Raw genomic sequence first — 17,570 nt, forward strand, 5'->3', positions numbered from 1 at the left:
TATTATCTATTATCTATTATCTATTATCTATTATCTATTATCTATTATCTATTATCTATTATCTATTATCTATTATCTATTATCTATTATCGTTTGCGTTAGTTACTATACTTAACTTGTTTTTTGCTTTTGATTTTTGATAAGTAAGTTTGAAGTTTACCTTTGATGGACGCACATTTTTCATTCAAGCGTGTAGTCTCGATTATTTGTGAATATACTTTAAATCTATTTTTTTTCTTATTTAAAGAAATGTTAGGGTATGTTTCTTGTAGTGTAATAATATCCATTTTTGGTGATAACTCCGGATTCAACCTATACAGTTCACCACCTATAGGTCTAGTATGAGTAACTGGTGTGCTATCAATAATACCAATTTTACCATCAACAAGATGTGGCCATAAAAAATCTAATCCCCATCCTGATTTACTTTGTGAAAAAGTGTGTTTAATTCTTTCTAAACTAGTTAAAGAAAAAATAGGAGCCATAACTTCAACAAAATTAGTAAAGCGAATAATGGAGTTTTTTTTCTGTAATAGACACGGGTGCGAAAAATATGAATCTATACTCAGTGCTGGTTGACCTAAAGATAAATTAAAAGCCGTAAATAAATCGAACATTTTACAAATTGAGTTAGTGTCAACTAAAAGATCGTCATCAGGAAGCCATACAGCGTCATATTTAGATATGATTTCCCAGTTTTTATCTACAAGCGCTGCAATTACCGGCCATTTTCCGCCTTTCACATGCTCATAATAATCTGCATTATTTGCATATTTATTATCCTCGTTCCCGAAGTAACTAATAAAAATGTCAAAATTTTTATTTTTACTGTTAATCCAATGATGATGTAGTGAGTTATCACCGACTCTTGCAATAATTAGATATTTTGTCAATTTAATTACCCCGTTAACTTGGATTGTAAATAAAAGAAGGCATTTTTGCATTTGCATTTGAAATAAAATGATTTGCAGTATTTAAGGCTTCTTCAATAGTGACATCCATATCTAAATATCTATAGGTGCCTAACCTTCCCACAAAAGTAATGCCATCTTCTTTTTCTGCTAGTGAAATGTAATTCTTTAAAATGTCACTATCATTAACTAACCTAACTGGGTAGTATGGAATATCTGTACTATCGGCTTCTCGACTATATTCTTTAAAACAAATTGTATCATCATGAGACTCCCATGGTGAAAAATGTTTATGTTCTGATATTCTTGTAAATCTCTCACTGTTATCGCAATAGTTAATAACAGCAGCACCTTGATAGTCACCTTTATCTCTAATTGGTATAAAATCCAAAGTCCTATAACTTAACATACCATACTGATATTCAAAGTACTCATCAATTTTACCAGAGAAAAATACATGATCATAATTTAGAACATCTTTTCGCGTAATGTTAGAACCCAAATGAACTGCTATATTTTTATGATTAAGTAGCTTTTCTATTAATGGAGTGTAGCCATCTTTTGGCATCCCTTGATATTGATGATTAAAGTAATTATCATCATAATTAAATCTGACGGGCAAGCGTTGTAAAATGCTAGCAGGTAAATCAGATGGAGAACGCCCCCACTGTTTTAGTGTATATTCTTTGAAAAACGCTTCATATAAAGGCCTCCCAATAAACTTCATAGCTTGCTCTTCAAATGAGATAGCTATATCAATACTGCTATCTGATTGCTGTTCTATAAATTTTTTAGCAGCCGATGGTGATAACTGTTTTTTGAAAAATTGATTAATTGTATGTAAGTTTATCGGTAATGAAAATATTTCATTATTTGTGTGTGCCTTTACTCGATTAATATAAGGTTTGAGCTCTATAAGATTATTAACATAATCCCAGACTAACTTGTTGTTAGTGTGGAATATATGTGGTCCATATTTGTGAACCATTATTCCACTAGGCTCATCCCTATATGAAAAACAATTTCCTCCTATATGCTCTCTTGGGTCAAATACATGCACTTGATATCCATTTTTAGCCAACTCATTCGCAATAACCGCACCCGACAGGCCTGCGCCAGCAATACCGATTGATATATTCAAAATACTTACTCACATTCAAGATTTTTATTGATTATACATGCCTGAAACTAGATTGTAACTTTAAAGAGTTATCTGTGGAATTGCATTTTCACTTAGTATTTTTTTGTACGAGTAGTGCTATAATGTGTAACTGTTAATCTAGCCTTCTGTTAAATTTTGTGACGTGTTATTTTTCTGTACTGTCTTGAGTATTTATTTCTTCCATAATAAATAATGATAACACTAATCCTTTTTTTATTTTATGATAACGCTATTATGCGGTATAGATTTTTAATGCATTGATTTTTAAAGGGTCGAGTTAAATGGTTGTAAGGCGCTATTTGATGTACATCTCACAAAACTATTCTTATGCGATATTACGGCCACTTCAAGCTGTGATCCGCGCTCAGGGTGGTGAGGTGTGTTGGTTTTTAGAGGGTAATGAGGTTAACTCTGCATTCTTAAAAGCGGATGAGCAGTGTTTGTTCAGTATTGATGCAGTAAATTCGTGGAAACCTGATGCGGTGTTTGTTCCAGGTAATGTGGTGCCAAACTTTATTCCAGGTATTAAAGTTGCAGTATTTCATGGTTTTAATGCGGGTAAAATTAATCGTAAAGGTCGTGAAGATCATTTCGAAATCCGTGACTGCTTTGATTTGTACTGTACTCAAGGTCCTAATACCACTCAAAGATTTGAAGCACTAGCGGCACAGCATAAATATTTTGTGGTGAAAGAAACCGGTTGGCCTATGCTCGATCCGCTGTTTATGCCGGTAGTCGATAACCCTTATATCGTTCCATCAGATACGCGTAAAACTTTACTGATGTGTTCGACTTTTTCACAAAAGTTAAGCTGTGCACCTCACTTACTTACCCTTATGAGTCGTCTTGCCGCAAAAGGAAATTGGCGTATCCTTGTTCAATTTCACCCTAAGATGCCGAGTGAAATAGTTAATCAATACAAAGGCATTGTCAGTGATAACTTAACTTTTGTTGAAACTGATAATGTGATCCCCTTGCTTCAAGCAGCAGACGTTATGTTGTGTGATACTTCTTCAATTTTAAATATATTTCTCTTATTGAAGAAACCCGTTGTGACTTTTAGAAATCGAACCAATGCCGCTTATTTACTAAATGTTGAAACTGAAGATCAAGTGGAGTCAACTATCGAGCATGCATTAACTTGCCCACTAAAGCTGATGGCAAGTATTGAAGCATTTTGCCAACAAATGCATCCATATAATGATGGTAAATCCAGTGAGAGAGTCTTAGCTGCAACTAATGCGCTTATTGATAACCCTGATAGAGAAAGAGTGCGTAAGCCTTATAATTTGATAAGAATGCTTAAGTTACGCCGAAAATTAGGCTATTGGAAATTAAAGTGCTGGCGATAGTAATCGAGCAAGTTGCTAATATTATTGGAGTAAAAAAGTGAAAAAACACTCGTTGTCTGTCATGTTAATTACCAAAAATGAAGAGGATCGTGTAGAGCGCTGCCTGATGTCGGTTGCGGATATTGCCGATGAAATTATCGTGCTCGACAGCGGTTCGACAGATAACACTCTGGCGATATGCCAGAAATATACCGATAAAGTCACTGTTACTGATTGGCCTGGTTTTGGTAAACAAAAGCAGAGAGCTTTAGAGCAAACGAGTTGTGATTGGGTGCTGTCCATTGATGCAGACGAAGCGCTGGATGAGACGATGCGAAATGCTCTTATTGCGCTGTTGTCGCAGGAAGAGATTAAAGAATCCGCTTTTTGTTTACCATGGGGCGTGACCTTGTATGGTAAAACCCTAAAGCATGGACGCAGTGCTCGGGCGGTTTTACGCTTATTTAAACGTGATGGCGCACGCTATACCCTTGATGAAGTCCATGAGACAGTAATCCCAGCGGCCGGCAATATCGGTAAGCTAAAAGGACTGTTATTGCATTATACCCATCGTGATTACGGTCATGGACTGAATAAAGCGGCGCAATATGCTTGGCTTGGCTCACAGAAATACTTTCGCAAAGGTAAAAAATCCCATGGACTAACCCTAGCTTTACTCAGGGGTGTGTGGACATTTTTTCATATTTACTTTTTACGGCGTGGCTTTCTCGATGGCAGTGTTGGTTTTATTGTTGCTATGACCTATGCGCAGGTGAGCTTTAACAAATACGTAGGCTTATGGTTGCTTGAAAATAATCGTTAATATTCATTAAGTCTATGCTCGCTTCCAAAGCGTAATCGGCATCTGTAAGCGCTTGCAATTAATAAATTCAGGCTAGTTTTAATCATGTTAGTCCGCTGTTGACCTATCATTTTTCGATGATAGGTCAATGCTAGGCGCTTAAGCTAATTTATAAACCTCAGTATTTCTATCGATTAAAACGACTTAATTGTTCCAGCGCTTGTTGTAAGTAGTCAAAATTTGGTTGTTGATCTTTTAGTGGTCGATTCGTTTTATCCAGCAGCTCATATTGGCCTCCGGCACCCACCTCTAAAATTGATTCGTTAGTTATTATGGCAAAACCGTTATAATCCGAGGAAATGGTCCAAGGACGTTCTGGTATTTCAGATAAAAGATTTTCGCCTACAGAGTAATGGTTAATCGGACTTTTTACGCCCAGATAGTTTTCCATTAACGTGGGGACTAAATCTTGGTGGTTTGTAAGCTTATTGCTATTTTTTGATACCATTTCAACGTTCATGTTAGGTGCCACTATCGCAAACGGCACTTTTACTTGAGCGTCAGTATAATTACTGTTGTGACCCCAATAATTTAATTTATTGTCATTTATTTCTTGGCCATGATCTCCGGTGATAATCACTAGCGTGTTATCAAGCTCACCAGATGACTTCAGCGTTTGTAATACCTGTTTAGCTAAACTATCAACATAATGAACACTGGTTTTGTAGCGATTTAAGAACGGTTGTGGATCTGAGTCATCATCTAACTGTAAATAGTTAATTTCACTTAGCATAGGTTCATAGCGGTGAGGGTAATCACTAGGGAAATCATAACCGTGGGGTGAGTCAAAAAACAAAAATGAAAAGACTGGCCTCTGAGTATCGCGTTGCGTAAACCATGTTGTCCAATCTGCAACGAGATTGGCATCCCGCGATGATGGACTCTCACCAGATGAGCTAATACGTAAGTTATCAATATTAACAAATACAGTTTGATCAAACTCTGGCTTATGTAACTGTGCCGAAGTAAAAATACCCATCTGGTAATTGAGTTGCTGTAGTCTATCTATTATTAGCGGGCTTTGTTGGTTTGCTAGCATGGCATGCCAATAAGTACCCGGCATGCCATAAAAAAGACCAAAAATACCTGCCCTTGTTGAGTTTCCAGAGGCGATATGCTGGTTAAATACGACTCCAGATTGTGCTATTTCCCATAGGTTGGGCGTATTATCCGCATTAAAGGTATCTGCACGCCAAGAATCAATCACCAGCAATAATATGTTAGTGGGTTTTGATATAGGTACCATATTCAGCGGTTCGATTGGGTAGCGCAGATCACTTTTACTTTTTAAGGTAAGAGCTTTTTGTTGAGCTATTGCTGATTCGTTAATATATCCATATTTACGCATCAAGCTGTTTGCTGTTGCTGGATAGAACAGTGGTAAATAGCGTTTTAACTGAGTGACCGGTTGGTATGCATTCGCTGCCGCCCAAATATGTACAATATGGGTTGATAGCAGCGTCATTATCGCTAAGGCTAAAAAATAGCGACTCAATGATTTTTGTTGTAGAGGAGTTGCGTCTAAGCGACGAATAATTAGCCATTCACCCCCCCAAAGAGCGCTCACTCCAATCACGACCATCAACCAAGTTAGCCATGGAAAACTAACGATTTGGCCAGAAAGAATTAAATCGAGTACCACGGCATTAATATGAAAGCGATATTGAGCAAAGACAAAAGTATCAATGATTAATATGCTAATGCCTAACGCGGCCGTGCCTGATTGAAGGAATCGTCTTAATGCCGTTGGTAAGAAAATGAGTGGCAGTGTGACTAATCCCGCAATCCCCGCGAGTAGGCTCATTTGTGAAAAAGTACTGGCAAATATGAAAAAAATCCCGAGACTATCGCTTGGTAGTTCAGGTAGAAAAGTAAAATAGCGGCTAGCAATCATCATCGCGATGAGTGAATTAAAAAGTATTAACCACCCATGAGTGTGAAGTTTTACTTTAAGAGAACTGTCTATCATTTGAATACCTTTATACAAAAAATTATAGCAAACACTTAATGGTTCATGATGCTAAGCGTTAACCTTAAAACGGGATCGGTTTATCTGGTAATGATTTATTTATAAATTTTATGATGTTTGCGTGGCGTTCAGCCAGCATTTCTAATCAATTGACTCCGTCTGTGAAGATGAATCCATCCTGCATATCGCAAAAAAACATAAGCCATTGATTTTTATTTAAATTACTTTTTATTGTTGAGTCTGGCCGACATTCATTTACTAGTTCTGCCGAAAGTCATTTTTCAATTATTGTGCTTTGAATTATGATCGTCAGATATCTAAATTAAATCTAGTATATAATACGCGCCAGTATCATCGTTAGCTTTATTACTTACCTGTTTGATTTTTAAGGTTAATTAATCATTGGCAAGGTTAGTCTTTTGTAGTCGTAAAGCTATTTTATGATGTAGTAACGGGATGCTTTATACCCTTATTGAATTAATAAAAGTGGGAATAGACTTTTACTATGCACACAAGAGCGATTTATCCGGGGACATTTGACCCAATCACTAATGGCCATGCCGATTTAATCGAGCGGGCAGCTAAGTTATTCAAGCATGTGATTATTGGCATTGCAGCTAATCCTTCTAAGCAGCCAAGATTTACCCTAGAAGAACGGGTTGAAATGGTTAATCGTGTCACGGCTCTCTTGGATAATGTTGAAGTGGTTGGCTTTTCTGGCCTGCTGGTCGATTTTGCTAAAAAGCAAAATGCGAGTGTGCTGGTACGTGGTCTACGTGCGGTCTCTGATTTTGAATATGAATTTCAATTAGCGAATATGAATCGTAGGCTGAGCCCTAATCTGGAAAGTGTATTTTTAACCCCAGCTGAAGAAAACTCCTTTATTTCATCAACCCTAGTAAAGGAAGTCGCTTTACATGGTGGCGATGTAAGGCAGTTTGTTCACCCTGAAGTGGCGATGGCACTAACAGCAAAGCTTAAACTGACGAAACTGTAAGTCTTATCCACTTTTTTGTCAGTATTTTGTGTTAACTTTGAGGCGAGTTTGACCTCGCGATGATACCTAAAAGGATGTTATGAAGGCTGTTTTCACTCCAACACTACTCGCGACTAGCGTGGCCACGGGACTGTTTTTTTCTTCTGTACTTGCCGCCGCGCCTTGGGTCGATGCTTCTGATATCTATCTTAGAGCGGATATTCAAGCGCTTGCCGATGCGGGCGTCATTACTGTACCTGTAAATACGTATCCTTTGATGTGGTCAGGTATCGGTGGTGATTTAGCGAAAGTTGAACCAGAGTTGCTTTCAGCCTCTTTAGTGCAAGCCTTTGCGCGAGTAAATTTTTACTATCAAAATGCCGTGGATAATCACGGTAATGCGCGTATAAAAGTGACGGCCGCATCTGATCCTGCTCGCTTTCGACATTATGGCTCTGACTATCGTGAAAAAGGCGAAGTGCTGGGCTCGTATGAGTATTTAGGTTCACGTATCGCCTATAAAACGACCGTGGCAGAAACCTATGATCCTCAGGATAGTGAAAACTTTCGTCTTGATGAATCCTACTTTGCGATTATTTTTGGTAACTGGATTGCAACCCTAGGTTCGGTTGAGCAATGGTGGGGACCCGGATTTGATTCTGCGTTGCACCGCTCTAACAATGCGCGCTCTATGCCGTCGCTGACCTTGAGTCGCAATAATGCATCTGCTTTTGAAACGCCATGGTTATCTTGGATTGGCCCCTGGACATTTAAAAGCGGGTTTAGCCTGATGGAGGCTGATCGCGCTGTGCCAAAAACGGCTGAGTGGGATATGCGTTTAAGCGCCAGACCGATTAAACAGCTGGAAATCGGCCTATCTTGGTCAACACTGTTTTGTGGTGAAGGCCAAGATTGTAACTTTGACTCTTGGTGGGACTCGGTGACGAGTAGTCCAGTGTGTATTGATGGTGCTGATAATTGCGCGCCAGATCAGCGCCGAGATGCAGGCCACAGAACTCAAAGTATCGATATGCGCTATGCCGACACATTGGGCAATATTCCTGTTGGCTTATACCTAGAGCGTAGCTGCGAGAATGGCAGCGACTGCGGTTCACTTTGGGGCATCGATACTCATTTTGGCACAACGGCTAAACAGTTTAAGTTTTTTATTGAGTACTCAGACACTTATGTCAAGTGCGATGGTGATAGTGCAAATTGCTTCTATGAAGATCCTGTCTATCTCAGTGGCTCTCGTTATTATGACCGCGCTTTAGGCTCAACCTATGACAGTGATGCGCAAGTATTTGTCGTCGGATTGGTGGGGCAGCTGACCAATAGCCGTGGGTTTACCTCATTACTACGCTATGCACAGTTAAATAAAGATGGTTCAAACGTAGCGACAACTTGGGCACCACAACCTCTTAAAGAAGACTTGTTAATGCTTGAACTTTCCTATCGGATGCCGCTGTGGAAGGGCATGTGGAGCTTAGGTGGGACTGTGTCTAAATCAGAATTTGAGGCTGAAGACAATGATACCAATGCCACACTCTTTAGTAGTTTCGAGTATCGGTTCTAGCATTCACGATTAAAAAAGCCTGCATTATTGCAGGCTTTTTTATCCGCTTTGTCTTGAGGTTGCGTTAACGTGTTTGGCAAATGCCGCAAAATACTGTGCTGCGTTGGCCTAAGCGGATTTCACTTAATAGATTACCGCAGCGGGTACAGGTTTTGCCGCCGCGACCATAGACATGCAGTTTTTGGGCAAAGTAACCCGGTTTTCCATCGGCATTGGTAAAATCTTTCAGTGTGGTGCCCCCCTGTTTAATGGCGTGGGCTAAGATTTGTTTCACTTCGGCGACTAGTACACACAAGCGCTCAATATCGATTTTACCCGCTTCGGCTTCTGGGTGAATACCCGCCGCAAATAGGGCTTCATTGGCGTAAATATTGCCGACACCCACCACGATATGATTGTCCATTAGGCAAAGCTTGATGGCCTTTTTCTTGCCAGCTAAAGCTGCTGCTAATTGGGCAATATTAAAGGCATCAGTCAGTGGCTCAGGCCCCAATTTAGCAAGTAATGGGTGGGCTTCTTCGGGAAGCTCACACCATAACCAAGCGCCGAAACGTCTTGGATCGTTAAAGCGTAATAGGCGACCATTGGCGAGCACTAAATCGATATGATCATGTTTTTCTACTGGGGTGTCGTGGGGCAAAATCCGTAAACTTCCCGACATACCCAAATGCACTATGCTGGTGCCTGCATCGGTATCAATTAATAGATACTTAGCACGACGGCGCACTTGGCGTATGACTTGACCAATAATCTGCTTGGCGATTTCAGGTACAGGCCAACGCAGTGAACCATTACGGATCACAAGATCAACCACGGTTTGCTCGACAAGGAATGGCGCAATACCTTGACGGGTAACTTCAACTTCTGGTAATTCCGGCATGGGTTCTGTCTTATTTTAAGTAAAAGGAGGCGATATTACGCTGCGGGTTTCGCATCGAGAATAGGTTGCAGTGTAGCTCGTAAGCTCGGTGGCACTAAGTACCAATTACCTGCAGGAGATTTTAGGGCGCCTTCCTTGGGAAAATAGATCCATAGTTGAAAATCACTGATATCAGCAATCTGTATCACTAATTCTTGAGGGGCATCAGTGGTTTCTGGTGCAGCAGCTAAGGGCGATACTCGTATGGTTTGCCATGCTTTGGCCCATTCATCGCAATTAAGCACTTTAGTATCGCAGCGCCATTCTGATGCTTGCTTATGTAGCCATAGCCCATCGAGTTGTAACTGTGCGAGCGGTGCATTATCGTCAAATAACAACTGGGCATCACTTGGAACATTATTGGTTTTTTTATCAATAAAAGTCAGTACCGCGACCATAAAGACACAGGCGATAATGATGATGTTATTCCATTGTTTACGAGTTAAGGCCATAGGGATGTGTGCTGCTAAATATGGAATGATAACTTGAGTTTATCACGGCCAAATTGAGATGCTAGCCCTGCAAACTATTGAGTGGCGATGGTTAACCGCCAGTCACGTTCATAAAACGTAGGATTTGTACTTCGTTGTTATCGAAGTCATGCTGTTTAGGCTTAAGGTTGATCCCTGTGAGAATAGCGGCTTTTAGCCTTTCAATATCAGCCGGAAACTCACGTACTATGCTTTTGAGATCAACAGCATGCTCATTACCTAAACACAGTAGTAATTGACCTTCGACAGTGACTCGTACGCGATTGCACTCGTGGCAGAAGTTGTGGCTGTGGGGCGAGATAAAACCGATATGGATTGAGCTGTCGGCCATAGTGTAATAACGCGCGGGGCCACCAGTACGTTTGCTCGATAGCTGCAATGGATAGTGAGCTTCAATCATCGCTTTCACTTCGTCACTACTGCAGTGACGGGCACGTTTGCGCTCATCTATTTCGCCAAGCGGCATTTCTTCGATAAAAGCGATATCCAAGTCGCGACCACGACAGAAATCTACTAAATCAATTATTTCATTGTCATTTTGTTGTTTCAAAATCACCGCATTAATCTTAATGCGCTTAAAGCCTGTGGCAATGGCCACATCAATGCCGTCGATAACTCTGTCTAGTTTGCCGTTACGAGTTAATTGGGTAAACAGTGTGGGATTTAAGGTATCTAGGCTGATATTAAGGCGATTTAATCCAGCGTCAAACATGGGCTTAGCAAATTTTGTCAGTCTTGAACCATTGGTGGTCATAGACAAATCCGTAAGCCCTGGTAGTTTACCAAGTAGGCTAACCAGCTGGTCGCAATCGGTGCGAACTAAGGGTTCACCGCCAGTCAGACGAATTTTAGTGACACCGAGTTCGGTAAAGGCTTGTGCAATCCAAGCTAATTCTTCGAGGTGGAGAACTTGCTCCTTTGGCAGAAAGCAAGGTTCCTCCGTCATGCAATAAACGCAGCGAAAATCGCAGCGGTCGGTGATTGAGAGCCGTAAGTATTCAACCTTACGGCCAAAAGAATCCACAATTAGACTCATAAAAAACTCACTAGATCTTAAAGTAGATCCGCAAAGGGCTGAATAAACACCGTTTCACCTGCGTTCACGGCTTCTACATCATCACCTATGATGATGAGACAATTCCCTTTGACCATTGAGCTCAACATTCCAGAACCTTGATTGCCCGTACTGCTGACGTGTAGACGTCCATCTTTACCAAGCTGATAAATACCGCGAATAAATTCGGTGCGGCCATGGCGGCTTCGCAGTATTTCATCACTGATTGCAGGGAATAATGGCGCTTGCCAGTTTACTTCACCCGCTAATTTACGCAGAGCGGGTTGTACAAATTGCAGGAAAGACACCATGACTGCGACAGGATTACCCGGCAAACCGAAGAACAGGCAATCACCCACCTTACCAAAGGCGAGTGGTCGACCTGGACGCATGTTAATACGCCAGAAATCGATATTACCAAGGCGAGCAAGCACAGTTTTAATGTAATCCGCATCACCGACGGATACACCACCCGAGCTGATGACGACATCGGCTAGGGTTGCCGCTTTGGCTAGCGTTGCTTCGAGAGCGATTTCAGAATCTTCAATAATACCTAAATCGATGACCTCACAACCTAGGCGTTTTGCCATGGCTTTAATGGTAAAGCGATTTGAGTCATAGATGCAGTTGGCTTTTAGCGTTTCGCCTGGTTGGCTCACTTCATCGCCAGTGGAGAATACAGCCACGGTTGGACGACGATATACACTCACGCGATTAAGCCCAAGTGAAGCCAATAAACCTTGTTCGGCGGCGCTCAAGCGAGTGGCTTTGGTTAATGCTACTTGGCCTTTTGCAATGTCTTCACCCGCGAGTCGAACATGTTGACCCGCTTGAATGTGGCCTTCAAAGGTAACTATGCCGTCGATTTCAGTGGCTAGCTCACGGGGCTGCACTGTATCTGCGCCAGCTGGCACTGTGGCTCCGGTCATAATCCGCACGGTTTCGCCAACGTTAAGTGTGCCTGAGTATTGATGACCTGCAAGGACTTCACCTACCCGCTTTAAGTTGGCTGGCATGGGATCTTGATAGACAAACGCGTAGCCATCCATCGCTGAATTAGTTTGCTGCGGCACGTCGATGGGCGAAATACTGTCGTGGGCAAGTACACGGTTATCTAAGGCATCTAACTCAAGTTCTTCAACTTCAGTTACGGGAGATATATGGGATAATATCTGTGCTAACCCTTGGTTTACGCTGAGATTCTTGTCATTGCCAAGAGTGCAGGCTTCTACTGTGGCTATCGGTAAGCACACGCTCGGTGCTTGCCAATTTTTGGCGTAGTCCATCACAAAGTCGGCAATCTGGCCGATATTGTTGAGGTCGAGACGGCGTAGCTCAGTTGGAAGTTCGCTGCTCGGTAACTGGGTATCATCGCAACAGGCGATAGCGAGGATGTTTTCATCTTGGGTATAAATAAAAGGTTTGCCGTGGGCGGCGCGGTGCAATTCAATTTTAGGTAATGCGAGTTTTTTAAAGCCTTCGACCAACACAATATCGACTTTGTCAGCTTCGATTTGCTTGAGCAAATGGACTAACTCAGGATCGCCATCGCGGGCATCTTCAGTCATCAGCGCCCAGCGTACATGGGAGGCAACTAGCATTTGCCGCGCGCCGGCTTTACGCATTTCGTAGCTATCTTTGCCGGGAATATCCACATCAAAATTATGGTGCGCATGTTTAATCACAGCTAAGCGTAAACCACGCTGATTTAATTCAGGGATTAACTGCTTGAGTAAGGTGGTTTTCCCCGTGCCACTGTAGGCACAAAATCCGAGAACGGGAATAGCGAGCGGATTGACGAAGGGGTTACTCATTTGCACCTCTAATTTGAGTTGTTGGAACCTTAGCTTTTGGTTATTTCTATGGCCAATCGTTGTTTTTGTTCTGGCGTATTCACATTCACAAAGGCATTGGGTTGATCGGCGAACGACACGACAACGAAGTGATGCTTAATATACCAAAAGTCCACTTTACGCTCACCCGCCTCAAGAAAGGCTTTCATCGAATCACGTAAGCTAGGTTTTAGCAGCATCACTACAGGTTGCTCATATTCACCGTCACTGGCAACGGCTAGCTCAGCATCTTCAGTTTCAATTGTGGCTAACATACGCGGCACAAGGTCGAGTGGCAGTAATGGGCAGTCGCAGGGCACTACCAATAAGTAATCGGCATCGGTCTTGCCCATCGCAGCGATCATACCTGCTAAGGGGCCAAGAAAACCACTGTGTTCATCGCTTATCACTTTAAAACCGAACTCAGCATAACGTGTTTGGTTGCGATTTGCGTTGATCAGGATCTCCTTAACCTGAGGTTTTATTCTATCAATGGCATGTTTAATCATGGCTTCGCCGTTTAATTCGACGAGACCTTTATCGTCACCGCCCATGCGACGTGCCATACCACCGGCGAGAATAACGGCATCAATTTGCGATGACATATAAGGGCTCCTGTGCTGGCAAAGATTGAGAATGTGGATAGGTGGTCATCACTTGTTCGCCTTCTATGTGCCACTGCTGTTCACAAATAGCGGTTAACGCGCAATTCTGATGGCTACTCAGTAACATACCGGTACCTTCGTATTTGAGTTGTTGGATCATTTTTAATACTAGCTCTTGGGAATCCTTATCCATATTAGACGTTGGCTCATCAAGCATTAGTAGTTTAGGTTGGAGGATCCAAGCGCGCGCAATAGCGAGACGCTGTCTTTCTCCGCCTGAGAGGTTACTGGCTCTGGCATGTAATAGCGAGCCTAGCTGCGCCATCTCAATCGCTTGAGTAATCCGTTGTTTCGCCTTGGCTTTGGTTTCTGAGCTGAAATTTAGCCCATAGGTAAGATTATATTCTACAGTGCCATCGAATAAATAAGGATGTTGATGTAGATAAACCGCTTTACCTAATAAAGGGTTACGTCGCCACCAGGCATTTTTAGCAAAACCCACCGTCTCAATATGGCCCTTCGTTGGTGCCATTAGGCCTGCCAGAATCTTCATTAAGGTCGATTTACCAGTACCATTGTCGCCTTGCAGATAAATGACATCACCTTGGCAGAGTGCTAACGCATCGGCTTTGAATAACAGGCGCGCGCCAAAGGACATTTCTAAGTCGCGGGCGATAAGTTTCACCTTACTCATTGTTTAATGGCTCCTTGGCATCGCTTTGCCGCGTAAACTACCTAAAGCAAAGTTAAGGATCAAGGCTAAGATGAGCAGCACGAGTCCGAGGGCAATCGCTTGGGCGAAGTCACCTTTACTGGTTTCGAGTGCAATGGCGGTGGGGATATTACGCGTTACGTTTAAAATATTACCGCCAACCATCATAGAGCAGCCTACTTCAGTCAAAATTCGACTAAAAGCCGCAACAATCGCCAGTAGTAACGGCATACGCAATTCGCGGCACACGGTCCACACCGCGCTACACCAAGAGGCACCTAAGGTACGTGAAGTTTCCCACGCTCTGCGGTCTACACTGGTAAATGCGGCTTGGCTCAAGGCGATTAATACAGGCGCGCAAATCAACATTTGCCCGAGGATCATACCTTCTTGGGTAAATAACCACTTTAAATCACCCAATGGGCCATTGCGTGTGAGTAATAGATAAACTAGCAGACCGATAACCACAGTAGGGATAGATTGCAGGGTTTGGACTAAGTTAGTAATGACCCATCGGCCATAAAATGGCGCAAACGCCAACACGAAGCCGAGCACCATAGAAGGAACTAAAGTGATCAGTAGGGCTGCGAAAGAAACCGAAAACGAGATCGAAATAATGGACCAAACGTCGGGGTCCAATGAAAACAGCAGGCTTAACGCCTGCTGTAACAGTGCTAACCAGCCGTCGCTCATTCGCTATAAGTTGCCTTGAACAATTGCTCACCTTCAACTTTGAAGTTATTGATCATGCTTTGACCTTCTTTGCTGATCAACCAGTCACTTAACGCTTTAGCGCCTTTGTGGTTTAGATCTGGATATTTAGCAGAGTTGATTAGCACGACTTGGTATGGGTTAGCTAAAGTTTTGCCACCATCAAAATCAACGCCTAGATCTAGCTTAGTTTTGTAAGCGACGAAAGTACCACGGTCAGATAGCGTATAACCTTGCATTTCGTTTGCCATCAGCAGAGTTTTACCCATGCCTTGGCCTACTGAAGTGTAACCTTTGAAGTCTGGTGTCACACTTGCTGCTTTCCATACTTCTAACTCTTTGATGTGAGTGCCTGAATTGTCACCACGAGAGATAAAAGGCACACCTGATTTTGCAATTTTACTAAAGGCTTCTTCGGCAGTTTTGCTATCACGAATTTTTGCAGGGTCATTTTTAGGGCCAAGTACCACGAAATCATTTTCCATGATGCCACGTGGCTCAACACCAAAACCATCGGCAACGAATTTAGCTTCGGCGCTAGGAGCATGGGTCATCACTAAATCTACGTCACCTTGCTCACCTAGTTTTAGGGCTTTACCTGTGCCAGTTGCGATAACTTGGACTTTATAACCTGATTCACTTTCAAACTTAGGTAATAGTTCTTTTAGTAGGCCTGAGTTCTCCGTGCTGGTGGTTGTAGCTAACTTGATAATTTCAGTCGAGTGAGCGGGTAAAACACTGAAAAAGCTGGCTGCAATAACCAAACTCAGTAATGATTTCATTTTTAACATGGGTACTCCTTGGCGGAAAATAGGATTCCAACTCAAATGCCTATTGAGAGGAAGAACGCATAAATAGTAATACGTTTGGTTGCAAAGCAAATTAGATGCCAAGCTGATAATGCGACCATTTTCTTCACAGCCTAAGCTAATTTGTGAGCTTAGTCTCAAGCTGATTAAATATTTTACAGACAAATTGTCTCAGCACACACTTCCAGTGGTTCATAGTGGCCTATTTATCTCTTTTCAATGATAGAATTGGTCGCAAATGAGTCAAAATGTCCAGAAGCAGACAATATGAACCCGACAGATAATAATCTCAAGCCCCTTCCATCGGCAGTATCAGTGCTCATTGTTGATGATGAACCCGGCATGCGCAGTTTTTTAAATAAGGCGTTATCGAAAAAATTCGCCTTAGTTGAGACGGCTGGCAGCATCGAAGACGCGGAGCAGCTACGCAGCCGTTGTCATTTTGATTTGCTCATCGTTGATATTCGCTTACCCGGTCGCTCAGGTATTGAATGGCATGAAGCACTCGATGAGCAAGGCCGTCGTTCAGATATTATTTTTATGACGGGTTATGCCGATATGGAAGTGGCCATTACCGCACTGCGCGCCGGTGCCTCTGACTTTATCATGAAACCTTTCCACCTTGAGCAGATGATGGCGGCAGTCGATCGCTGTATTGAGCGTCGTTTGCTTAAGCGCGAAAACTTAATGCTGCGCCGTGAGGTGTCAATTGGTTATTCATCGACCATTATTGGCAGCAGTGAAGCCATGAAGTCGGTGAAATACATTATCGAGCGTGTGGCGCCGACCAATGCTGTCGTGCTTATTCAAGGTGAATCTGGCACGGGCAAAGAACTAGTCGCACGACAATTGCATTTACTTAGTGGACGGCAGGGATCTTTTGTCCCGGTAAACTGTGGCTCTATCGCCTCTGAACTATTGGAAAGTGAACTGTTTGGTCATACTGCGGGGGCATTTACGGGCGCGAAAGGTAATCGTGAAGGCTTATTTAGTTTTGCCTCGGGAGGGACGATTTTTCTCGATGAAATCGGTGAAATGCCACTGAAAATGCAAACCGCTTTGCTTAGAGTGTTAGAGCAAAAAGCGATTCGTCCCGTGGGTAGCGAGAAAGAAGTTAATATCGATGTGCGAGTGATCGCGGCCACTAACCGTACTCTGATTGATGAGGTGGAGGCGGGTAATTTCCGTCGAGATTTATATTATCGACTCAATGTGCTGGATATTTTAATTCCGCCATTACGCGACAGGCCCGAAGATGTGGTGGAGTTAACTCATCATTTCACTCGCCAACTGGCCGCTGAACTTGGCGTCAGGGAAGTGGTGTGGAGCCATGAGGATATGGTGAAACTGCAGCAGCATGAATGGCCGGGTAATATCCGTGAACTGCGCAACATGATTGAACGCTGTATTTTACTGGGTAAACCGCCTGCGGAATATTGGAAACAACAGCTAAAAAGTGAAGTGTTATCTACATCGGGCTATCCGCTGGATTGGCCATTAAAAGAAGTCGAAAAACACCATGTTACCAGTGTGGTGGACTTACACTCTGGCAATAAGTCCGCTGCGGCAAGGGATTTAGGGGTATCGCGTAAGACCTTAGATCGCAAATATAAAGAGTGGTTTGACTTTGGCAGTGAGCAGGAGTCATAG

At 42.6% G+C, this 17,570-nt stretch carries 16 protein-coding genes; 5 read left to right on the top strand and 11 right to left on the bottom strand.

What is annotated here, in order from left to right; all coding sequences use genetic code 11:
* Window positions 1-98: 98 nt before the first annotated feature.
* Together L2717_RS14485 and glf are read right to left on the bottom strand one after the other, a co-directional pair.
* Window positions 99-893, bottom strand: coding sequence for a DUF707 domain-containing protein (locus L2717_RS14485; RefSeq protein WP_220775192.1), 795 nt, complete (start codon window positions 891-893; stop codon window positions 99-101).
* 13 nt (window positions 894-906) lie between these two features.
* The gene (gene glf / locus L2717_RS14490; protein ID WP_283106110.1) at window positions 907-2,052 is read right to left on the bottom strand and encodes a UDP-galactopyranose mutase; all 1,146 of its coding nucleotides are present in this window, start codon (window positions 2,050-2,052) and stop codon (window positions 907-909) included.
* Window positions 2,053-2,375: 323 nt separating this feature from the next.
* On the opposite strand from glf, the gene L2717_RS14495 reads away from it, so the two are divergent.
* Both L2717_RS14495 and L2717_RS14500 read left to right on the top strand, forming a co-directional pair.
* Window positions 2,376-3,425 carry a CDP-glycerol glycerophosphotransferase family protein gene (locus tag L2717_RS14495; RefSeq protein ID WP_246611816.1) on the top strand — a complete coding sequence of 350 codons (1,050 nt, stop codon included), beginning with the start codon at window positions 2,376-2,378 and terminating at the stop codon, window positions 3,423-3,425.
* A gap of 37 nt (window positions 3,426-3,462) precedes the next feature.
* Window positions 3,463-4,227 carry a glycosyltransferase family 2 protein gene (locus L2717_RS14500; protein WP_220775090.1) on the top strand — a complete coding sequence of 255 codons (765 nt, stop codon included), beginning with the start codon at window positions 3,463-3,465 and terminating at the stop codon, window positions 4,225-4,227.
* A 166-nt stretch (window positions 4,228-4,393) separates the two neighbouring features.
* Here the strand turns inward: L2717_RS14500 and L2717_RS14505 are convergent, their stop codons facing one another.
* Window positions 4,394-6,235, bottom strand: a complete 1,842-nt coding sequence (locus tag L2717_RS14505) for a DUF3413 domain-containing protein (protein WP_220773210.1) — start codon at window positions 6,233-6,235, stop codon at window positions 4,394-4,396.
* Window positions 6,236-6,740: 505 nt separating this feature from the next.
* On the opposite strand from L2717_RS14505, the gene coaD reads away from it, so the two are divergent.
* Together coaD and L2717_RS14515 are read left to right on the top strand one after the other, a co-directional pair.
* The gene (gene coaD, locus L2717_RS14510) at window positions 6,741-7,232 is read left to right on the top strand and encodes a pantetheine-phosphate adenylyltransferase (RefSeq protein ID WP_220773209.1); all 492 of its coding nucleotides are present in this window, start codon (window positions 6,741-6,743) and stop codon (window positions 7,230-7,232) included.
* 79 nt (window positions 7,233-7,311) lie between these two features.
* A complete protein-coding gene (locus L2717_RS14515; RefSeq protein ID WP_220773208.1) occupies window positions 7,312-8,787 on the top strand; it encodes a capsule assembly Wzi family protein in 1,476 nt (491 codons plus the stop codon).
* Between the two features lie 64 nt (window positions 8,788-8,851).
* On the opposite strand, the gene mutM is transcribed toward L2717_RS14515, so the two are convergent.
* From mutM to L2717_RS14555, 8 genes are all read right to left on the bottom strand, one after another.
* Entirely contained in the window at window positions 8,852-9,667 is an 816-nt protein-coding gene (gene mutM / locus L2717_RS14520) for a bifunctional DNA-formamidopyrimidine glycosylase/DNA-(apurinic or apyrimidinic site) lyase (protein ID WP_220773207.1), read from the bottom strand.
* 35 nt (window positions 9,668-9,702) lie between these two features.
* Complete coding sequence (locus L2717_RS14525; RefSeq protein ID WP_220773206.1) at window positions 9,703-10,158, bottom strand: hypothetical protein; 456 nt, start codon at window positions 10,156-10,158, stop codon at window positions 9,703-9,705.
* A gap of 91 nt (window positions 10,159-10,249) precedes the next feature.
* Complete coding sequence (gene moaA, locus L2717_RS14530; RefSeq protein ID WP_220773205.1) at window positions 10,250-11,233, bottom strand: GTP 3',8-cyclase MoaA; 984 nt, start codon at window positions 11,231-11,233, stop codon at window positions 10,250-10,252.
* A 17-nt stretch (window positions 11,234-11,250) separates the two neighbouring features.
* The gene (locus tag L2717_RS14535) at window positions 11,251-13,065 is read right to left on the bottom strand and encodes a bifunctional molybdopterin-guanine dinucleotide biosynthesis adaptor protein MobB/molybdopterin molybdotransferase MoeA (protein ID WP_220773204.1); all 1,815 of its coding nucleotides are present in this window, start codon (window positions 13,063-13,065) and stop codon (window positions 11,251-11,253) included.
* 29 nt (window positions 13,066-13,094) lie between these two features.
* Window positions 13,095-13,688 carry a molybdenum cofactor guanylyltransferase MobA gene (gene mobA, locus L2717_RS14540; RefSeq protein WP_220773203.1) on the bottom strand — a complete coding sequence of 198 codons (594 nt, stop codon included), beginning with the start codon at window positions 13,686-13,688 and terminating at the stop codon, window positions 13,095-13,097.
* Window positions 13,672-14,382 carry an ABC transporter ATP-binding protein gene (locus tag L2717_RS14545; protein ID WP_220773202.1) on the bottom strand — a complete coding sequence of 237 codons (711 nt, stop codon included), beginning with the start codon at window positions 14,380-14,382 and terminating at the stop codon, window positions 13,672-13,674. The genes mobA and L2717_RS14545 overlap by 17 nt, the downstream gene beginning before the upstream one ends.
* Before the next feature lie 3 nt (window positions 14,383-14,385).
* Window positions 14,386-15,093, bottom strand: coding sequence for an ABC transporter permease (locus tag L2717_RS14550; RefSeq protein WP_220773201.1), 708 nt, complete (start codon window positions 15,091-15,093; stop codon window positions 14,386-14,388).
* The gene (locus L2717_RS14555; protein ID WP_220773200.1) at window positions 15,090-15,902 is read right to left on the bottom strand and encodes an ABC transporter substrate-binding protein; all 813 of its coding nucleotides are present in this window, start codon (window positions 15,900-15,902) and stop codon (window positions 15,090-15,092) included. The genes L2717_RS14550 and L2717_RS14555 overlap by 4 nt, the downstream gene beginning before the upstream one ends.
* A 285-nt stretch (window positions 15,903-16,187) precedes the next feature.
* Here L2717_RS14555 and L2717_RS14560 point away from each other — a divergent pair, with 285 nt between their 5' ends.
* Window positions 16,188-17,570: a sigma-54-dependent transcriptional regulator gene (locus tag L2717_RS14560; protein WP_246611739.1), complete on the top strand. Its 1,383-nt coding sequence runs from the start codon at window positions 16,188-16,190 to the stop codon at window positions 17,568-17,570.

Source organism: Shewanella glacialipiscicola (assembly GCF_023283485.1).
GTDB classification, from domain to species: domain Bacteria; phylum Pseudomonadota; class Gammaproteobacteria; order Enterobacterales; family Shewanellaceae; genus Shewanella; species Shewanella glacialipiscicola.

What these genes read in the sequence shown, in the direction of transcription:
- L2717_RS14495 (WP_246611816.1), top strand. Translation starts at nt 2,376, where the DNA reads ATGTACATCTCACAAAACTATTCTTATGCGATATTACGGCCACTTCAA.
- L2717_RS14505 (WP_220773210.1), bottom strand. Translation starts at nt 6,235, where the DNA reads ATGATAGACAGTTCTCTTAAAGTAAAACTTCACACTCATGGGTGGTTA.
- coaD (WP_220773209.1), top strand. Translation starts at nt 6,741, where the DNA reads ATGCACACAAGAGCGATTTATCCGGGGACATTTGACCCAATCACTAAT.
- L2717_RS14515 (WP_220773208.1), top strand. Translation starts at nt 7,312, where the DNA reads ATGAAGGCTGTTTTCACTCCAACACTACTCGCGACTAGCGTGGCCACG.
- mutM (WP_220773207.1), bottom strand. Translation starts at nt 9,667, where the DNA reads ATGCCGGAATTACCAGAAGTTGAAGTTACCCGTCAAGGTATTGCGCCA.
- L2717_RS14525 (WP_220773206.1), bottom strand. Translation starts at nt 10,158, where the DNA reads ATGGCCTTAACTCGTAAACAATGGAATAACATCATCATTATCGCCTGT.
- moaA (WP_220773205.1), bottom strand. Translation starts at nt 11,233, where the DNA reads ATGAGTCTAATTGTGGATTCTTTTGGCCGTAAGGTTGAATACTTACGG.
- L2717_RS14535 (WP_220773204.1), bottom strand. Translation starts at nt 13,065, where the DNA reads ATGAGTAACCCCTTCGTCAATCCGCTCGCTATTCCCGTTCTCGGATTT.
- mobA (WP_220773203.1), bottom strand. Translation starts at nt 13,688, where the DNA reads ATGTCATCGCAAATTGATGCCGTTATTCTCGCCGGTGGTATGGCACGT.
- L2717_RS14545 (WP_220773202.1), bottom strand. Translation starts at nt 14,382, where the DNA reads ATGAGTAAGGTGAAACTTATCGCCCGCGACTTAGAAATGTCCTTTGGC.
- L2717_RS14550 (WP_220773201.1), bottom strand. Translation starts at nt 15,093, where the DNA reads ATGAGCGACGGCTGGTTAGCACTGTTACAGCAGGCGTTAAGCCTGCTG.
- L2717_RS14555 (WP_220773200.1), bottom strand. Translation starts at nt 15,902, where the DNA reads ATGTTAAAAATGAAATCATTACTGAGTTTGGTTATTGCAGCCAGCTTT.
- L2717_RS14560 (WP_246611739.1), top strand. Translation starts at nt 16,188, where the DNA reads ATGAACCCGACAGATAATAATCTCAAGCCCCTTCCATCGGCAGTATCA.